At 72.7% G+C, this 5,115-nt stretch carries 3 protein-coding genes; all 3 read right to left on the bottom strand.

The features are described 5' to 3' along the window. Window positions 1–167: 167 nt before the first annotated feature. Window positions 168–1,175, bottom strand: coding sequence for a methylmalonyl Co-A mutase-associated GTPase MeaB (meaB, locus tag GTW43_RS05540; RefSeq protein ID WP_161300493.1), 1,008 nt, complete (start codon window positions 1,173–1,175; stop codon window positions 168–170). Between the two features lie 4 nt (window positions 1,176–1,179). Then, complete coding sequence (gene scpA / locus GTW43_RS05535; protein ID WP_161300492.1) at window positions 1,180–3,354, bottom strand: methylmalonyl-CoA mutase; 2,175 nt, start codon at window positions 3,352–3,354, stop codon at window positions 1,180–1,182. Then, a partial coding sequence (locus GTW43_RS05530) for a methylmalonyl-CoA mutase family protein (RefSeq protein ID WP_161300491.1) occupies window positions 3,354–5,115 on the bottom strand: 1,762 nt, incomplete at its 5' end. The genes GTW43_RS05530 and scpA, both read right to left, overlap by 1 nt.

The raw sequence follows: 5,115 nt of genomic DNA, 5'->3' as shown, positions 1-5,115 counted from the left end.
ACCGTGCGCAGCTCCGACGCCAGCCGCTCGGCGAGCGCGTCGTCACCGCACACGATCATGTGGCCCCGCGGGCGCTGCTGTTGGGGCTGGTGCGGCAGGGTGGTCATGACCCCAGTCAAGTCGATCTACCGCCCTCGCGGCCAGGGGCCCGGCGTGTCGCACCCGGGTCAGGGCGTCGCGGGGCCCTGCGCCAGGGTGTCGCGGAACGCGCCGAGCAGCCGCTCCGCGGCCGTCGTCGCCGTCAACTCCCCGTCCCTGACCTGCTGTTCGAGGCCGGGTGCGAGGGACCGTACGGCCGGATCCGCGTGCAGCATGCCGAGCAGCTCGTCGCGGACCATCGCCCACGTCCAGCCGACCTGCTGCGTGCGGCGCCGCTCGGCGAGCCGGCCCGTCGAGTCCAGCAGCGTCCGGTGCTGCTCCAGCCGCTCCCACACCGTGTCCAGGCCCGTCGACTCGCGCGCGCTGCAGTGCAGCACGGGCGGGGTCCAGAACGCGTCCTTGCCGTGCATCAGCCGCAGCGCGGACGCCAGTTCACGCGCGGCCGCGCGGGCGTCCCGCTCGTGCGGGCCGTCCGCCTTGTTCACCGCGATGACGTCGGCCAGCTCCAGGACGCCCTTCTTGATGCCCTGGAGACCGTCACCGGTCCGTGCGAGGCTCAGCAGCAGGAACGTGTCGACCATGTCGGCGACCGCGGTCTCCGACTGCCCGACACCGACGGTCTCCACGAGGATCACGTCGTACCCCGCGGCCTCCATCACGACCATCGACTCCCGGGTCGCCTTGGCGACCCCGCCGAGCGTGCCCGCGCTGGGGGAGGGCCGCACGAACGCGTGCGGGTCGACCGAGAGCCGCTCCATGCGCGTCTTGTCGCCCAGGATCGAGCCCCCGGTCCGCGTCGACGACGGGTCGACGGCGAGGACGGCGACCCGGTGCCCGAGACCGGTCAGCATGGTGCCGAAGGCGTCGATGAACGTCGACTTGCCCACCCCCGGCACCCCGCTGATCCCGATCCGCCGCGACCGCCCGCTGTGCGGCAGCAGCGCGGTCAGCAACTCCTGGGCGAGGGCCCGGTGCTGCGGACGGGTCGACTCCACCAGCGTCACCGCACGGGCGACCAGCGCCCGCTTCCCGTCGAGGACGCCCTTGACGTACGTGTCCAGATCGAGAGGCGCCATCGGACTACTGATCGTGCCCGAGGTCGCCCGCGAGGCGTTCCACGAGGTCGTGGGCGGCGTCCGGGATGACCGTGCCCGGCGGGAAGACCGCCGTCGCACCCATCTCGAGCAGCGTCGGCACGTCCTGCGGCGGGATCACCCCGCCGACCACGACCATGATGTCCGGCCGGCCCTCCTCCGCGAGCGCCTCCCGCAGCGCCGGCACCAGCGTCAGGTGCCCGGCCGCCAGCGAGGACACGCCGACGACGTGCACGTCCGCCTCGACGGCCTGCCGCGCCACCTCGCCCGGCGTCTGGAACAGCGGGCCGACGTCCACGTCGAAGCCCAGGTCGGCGAAGGCCGTCGCGATGACCTTCTGGCCGCGGTCGTGGCCGTCCTGGCCCATCTTCGCGACCAGGATGCGCGGCCTGCGCCCCTCCGCCTCGGCGAACGCGTCGACCCGTTCCCTCGTGCGGTCCACGGACGCGGACTCTCCTGCCTCGTTGCGGTACACGCCGGAGATCGTACGGATCTGGCCCGCGTGCCGCCCGTACACCTTCTCCAGCGCGTCCGAGATCTCCCCGACGGTCGCCTTGGCGCGCGCCGCGTCCACCGCGAGCTCCAGGAGGTTGCCGTCGCCGCCGGCCGCCCGGGTCAGCGCCGCGAGCGCGTCCTGGCAGGCCGACTCGTCGCGCTCCTCGCGCAGCCGTCGCAGCTTGGCGATCTGCTGTGCCCGCACCGACGAGTTGTCGACCTTGAGCACGTCGATCTGCTCGTCGCTGTCGACCCGGTACTTGTTGACGCCGATCACCGGCTGGCGGCCCGAGTCGATGCGGGCCTGCGTGCGCGCCGCCGCCTCCTCGACCCGCAGCTTCGGGATGCCCGCGTCGATGGCCCGCGCCATGCCGCCCGCCTGCTCGACCTCCTGGATGTGCTGCCAGGCCCGCCGCGCCAGGTCGTACGTCAGCTTCTCCACGTACGCGCTGCCGCCCCACGGGTCGATCGTGCGCGTGGTGCCGGACTCCTGCTGGATGAGGAGCTGGGTGTTGCGGGCGATGCGCGCGGAGAAGTCGGTCGGCAGCGCGAGCGCCTCGTCCAGCGCGTTCGTGTGCAGCGACTGGGTGTGGCCCTGGGTCGCCGCCATCGCCTCGACACACGTGCGCGTCACGTTGTTGAACACGTCCTGAGCCGTCAACGACCAGCCCGACGTCTGTGAATGGGTGCGCAGGGAGAGCGACTTGGCGTTCTGCGGGTCGAACTGCCTGACCAGCTTCGCCCACAGCAGCCGCGCCGCGCGGAGCTTCGCGACCTCCATGAAGAAGTTCATGCCGATCGCCCAGAAGAAGCTCAGCCGCGGTGCGAACGCGTCCACGTCCAGCCCCGCCTCGCGCCCCGCCCGGATGTACTCGACCCCGTCCGCGAGCGTGTACGCCAGCTCCAGATCGGCCGTCGCCCCCGCCTCCTGGATGTGGTACCCGGAGATCGAGATCGAGTTGTACCGCGGCATCCGCCGCGACGTGTACGCGAAGATGTCGGAGATGATCCGCATCGACGGACCCGGCGGATAGATGTAGGTGTTGCGGACCATGAACTCCTTGAGGATGTCGTTCTGGATGGTCCCGGCCAGCTTCTCGGGCGGTACGCCCTGCTCCTCGGCCGCCACGATGTACAGCGCCAGGATCGGCAGCACCGCGCCGTTCATGGTCATCGACACCGACATCCTGTCCAGCGGGATGCCGTCGAACAGCTGGCGCATGTCGTAGATCGAGTCGATCGCGACGCCCGCCATGCCGACGTCACCCGTCACGCGCGGGTGATCACTGTCGTAGCCGCGGTGCGTCGGCAGGTCGAACGCGACGGACAGGCCCTTCTGACCGGCCGCCAGATTGCGCCGGTAGAACGCGTTGGACTCCTCCGCCGTGGAGAAACCCGCGTACTGGCGGATGGTCCACGGCTGGTTCACGTACATCGTCGGGTACGGGCCGCGCAGGTACGGCGCCGCACCCGGGTACGTGCCGAGGAAGTCAAGACCCTCCAGGTCACGCCCCGTGTACAGCGGCTTCACACCGATGCCCTCGGGCGTCTCCCACAGCAGGTCCGCACCGTCGGCGGCCTGCTTGACCGCGGCCTGCCACACATCGGCGCCGGGCCCCGCGCCGGGGGCGCCCAGCTCGACACCGGAGAAGTCGGGTACGGACATCAGGACACTCCCATGCGGTCGAGCGTGGCGGACAGCACGGCCACGGCGTCACAGCCTGCAAAGACGTACGAGTCGATGTCCGCGTACGAGCCGGGCCGGCCGGCCAGGGACACGTGTGCGGCACCGGCCGCGCGCAGTGTGCCGGCCGTCTCGTCGGCCAGCTCCGCGTACACCTGGTCGCTCGAGCACAGGCACACCTCACGCGCCCCGCTCTCCTCGAACGTGCCCTCGGTGACCGGCTCGACGCCGCCCGCCTGGAACAGGTTCGCCGCGAACGTCAGCCGCGCCGTGTGCGCCGCCGCCGGACCCAGCGCGGCCAGATACACCTTCGGGCGGGCGCCGGTCCGTGCGAGATACGTGTCCGAGCGGGCCCGCAGTGCTTCGAACGCCTCGTCGCGGCGCACCCTGGGCAGCCCGCCGCCCTCCGGCGCCGCCACGGGCTCCCTGACCACGGGCTGCTCGGCCAGCAGCGGGAACTCGCTGACCCCCGTCACCGGCTCGCGGCGCTCGGCGAGCCGTGCACTGCGCACGGCCCACGTCGCGGCGATGCGGTCGTGCACCAGGCGCGAGCCCAGCGCGGCCGCCTGACCACCCGCGCGCTCGATCTCCTGGAAGAACTCCCAGGCCGCGTGCGCCAGTTCGTCGGTCAGCCGCTCCACGTACCAGGAGCCGCCGGCCGGGTCGATGACCCGCGCCAGATGCGACTCCTCGACGAGGATCGTCGACGTGTTGCGCGCGATGCGGCGCGCGAACGCGTCCGGCAGGCCCAGCGCGTGATCGAACGGCAGCACCGTCACGGCGTCGGCGCCGCCGACCCCGGCCGCGAGCGTCGCGATCGTCGTGCGCAGCATGTTCACCCACGGGTCGCGGCGCGTCATCATCACCGGCGAGGTCACCGCGTGCTGGAGCTGCGCGCCCGCCTCCGGGGCGCCGCACGCCTCGGCCACCCGGGCCCACAGACGGCGTGCCGCACGGAACTTGGCGATGGTCAGGAACTGGTCGGCGCTCGCCGCGTAGCGGAACTCCAGCTGGCCCAGCGCCTGTTCGACGCTCAGGCCCGCGTCCGTCAGCGCCCGCAGGTAGGCGACGCCGGTGGCCAGCGAGGCGCCCAGCTCCTGCGCGGCCGAGCCGCCCGCCTCGTGGTACGGCAGCGCGTCCACCGTCAGGGCGCGCAGCGACGGGTGCCGCTCGGCGCACCGCCGGGCCAGGCCGAGAACGGGCGCGAGGTCGAACGAGCGCCCGGTGCGGGCCTCGTGGCCCAGCGGATCGGCGCCCAGGTTGCCGCGTACCGCGTCGTCGGCGACGCCCTTCGCCGCGTACAGCGCGAACAGCTGCTCGGCGGCCTCGGCGGTCGCCGGACCGGCGTCCAGCGCGATCGGGGCGAGATCGAGGTACACGCCGTCGAGCGTGGCGGGCAGGTCGGCGACCGCGATGCCCGCGGGTCCGCCGACCGTCAGCCACAGGGACGTGACCCCGTTCTCCAGATCGGCGAGGACCGCCGCGGAGTCGGCGCGGGTGTGCTGCTGGCGCACGTCCCAGCCGCCCAGCGCGTTCCCCTCGGGGCGGCTGCCGCGTACGAAGGGGGCGAAGCCGGGAAGCCCGGCGGCTGGGGCGTCGTCGTGCGCGGTGTAGAGGGGGCGGGCGCGCAGCCCGTCCTCCACCGCGGTGCTCAGGGTGTCTTCCGCTTCCCCGGCCGATACTTCCTTACCCGACTTGCGCAGGACACCCGCGACCAGGTGCTGCCACTGCTCATGTGTCGCA

This window comes from Streptomyces sp. SID5785, from assembly GCF_009870065.1.
Classification (GTDB): Bacteria; Actinomycetota; Actinomycetes; order Streptomycetales; family Streptomycetaceae; genus Streptomyces.
This window is presented reverse-complemented; position numbering and strand designations above follow the sequence as displayed.

Coding starts and splice junctions, on each gene's coding strand:
- meaB (WP_161300493.1), bottom strand. CDS start 1,175: ATGGCGCCTCTCGATCTGGACACGTACGTCAAGGGCGTCCTCGACGGG.
- scpA (WP_161300492.1), bottom strand. CDS start 3,354: ATGTCCGTACCCGACTTCTCCGGTGTCGAGCTGGGCGCCCCCGGCGCG.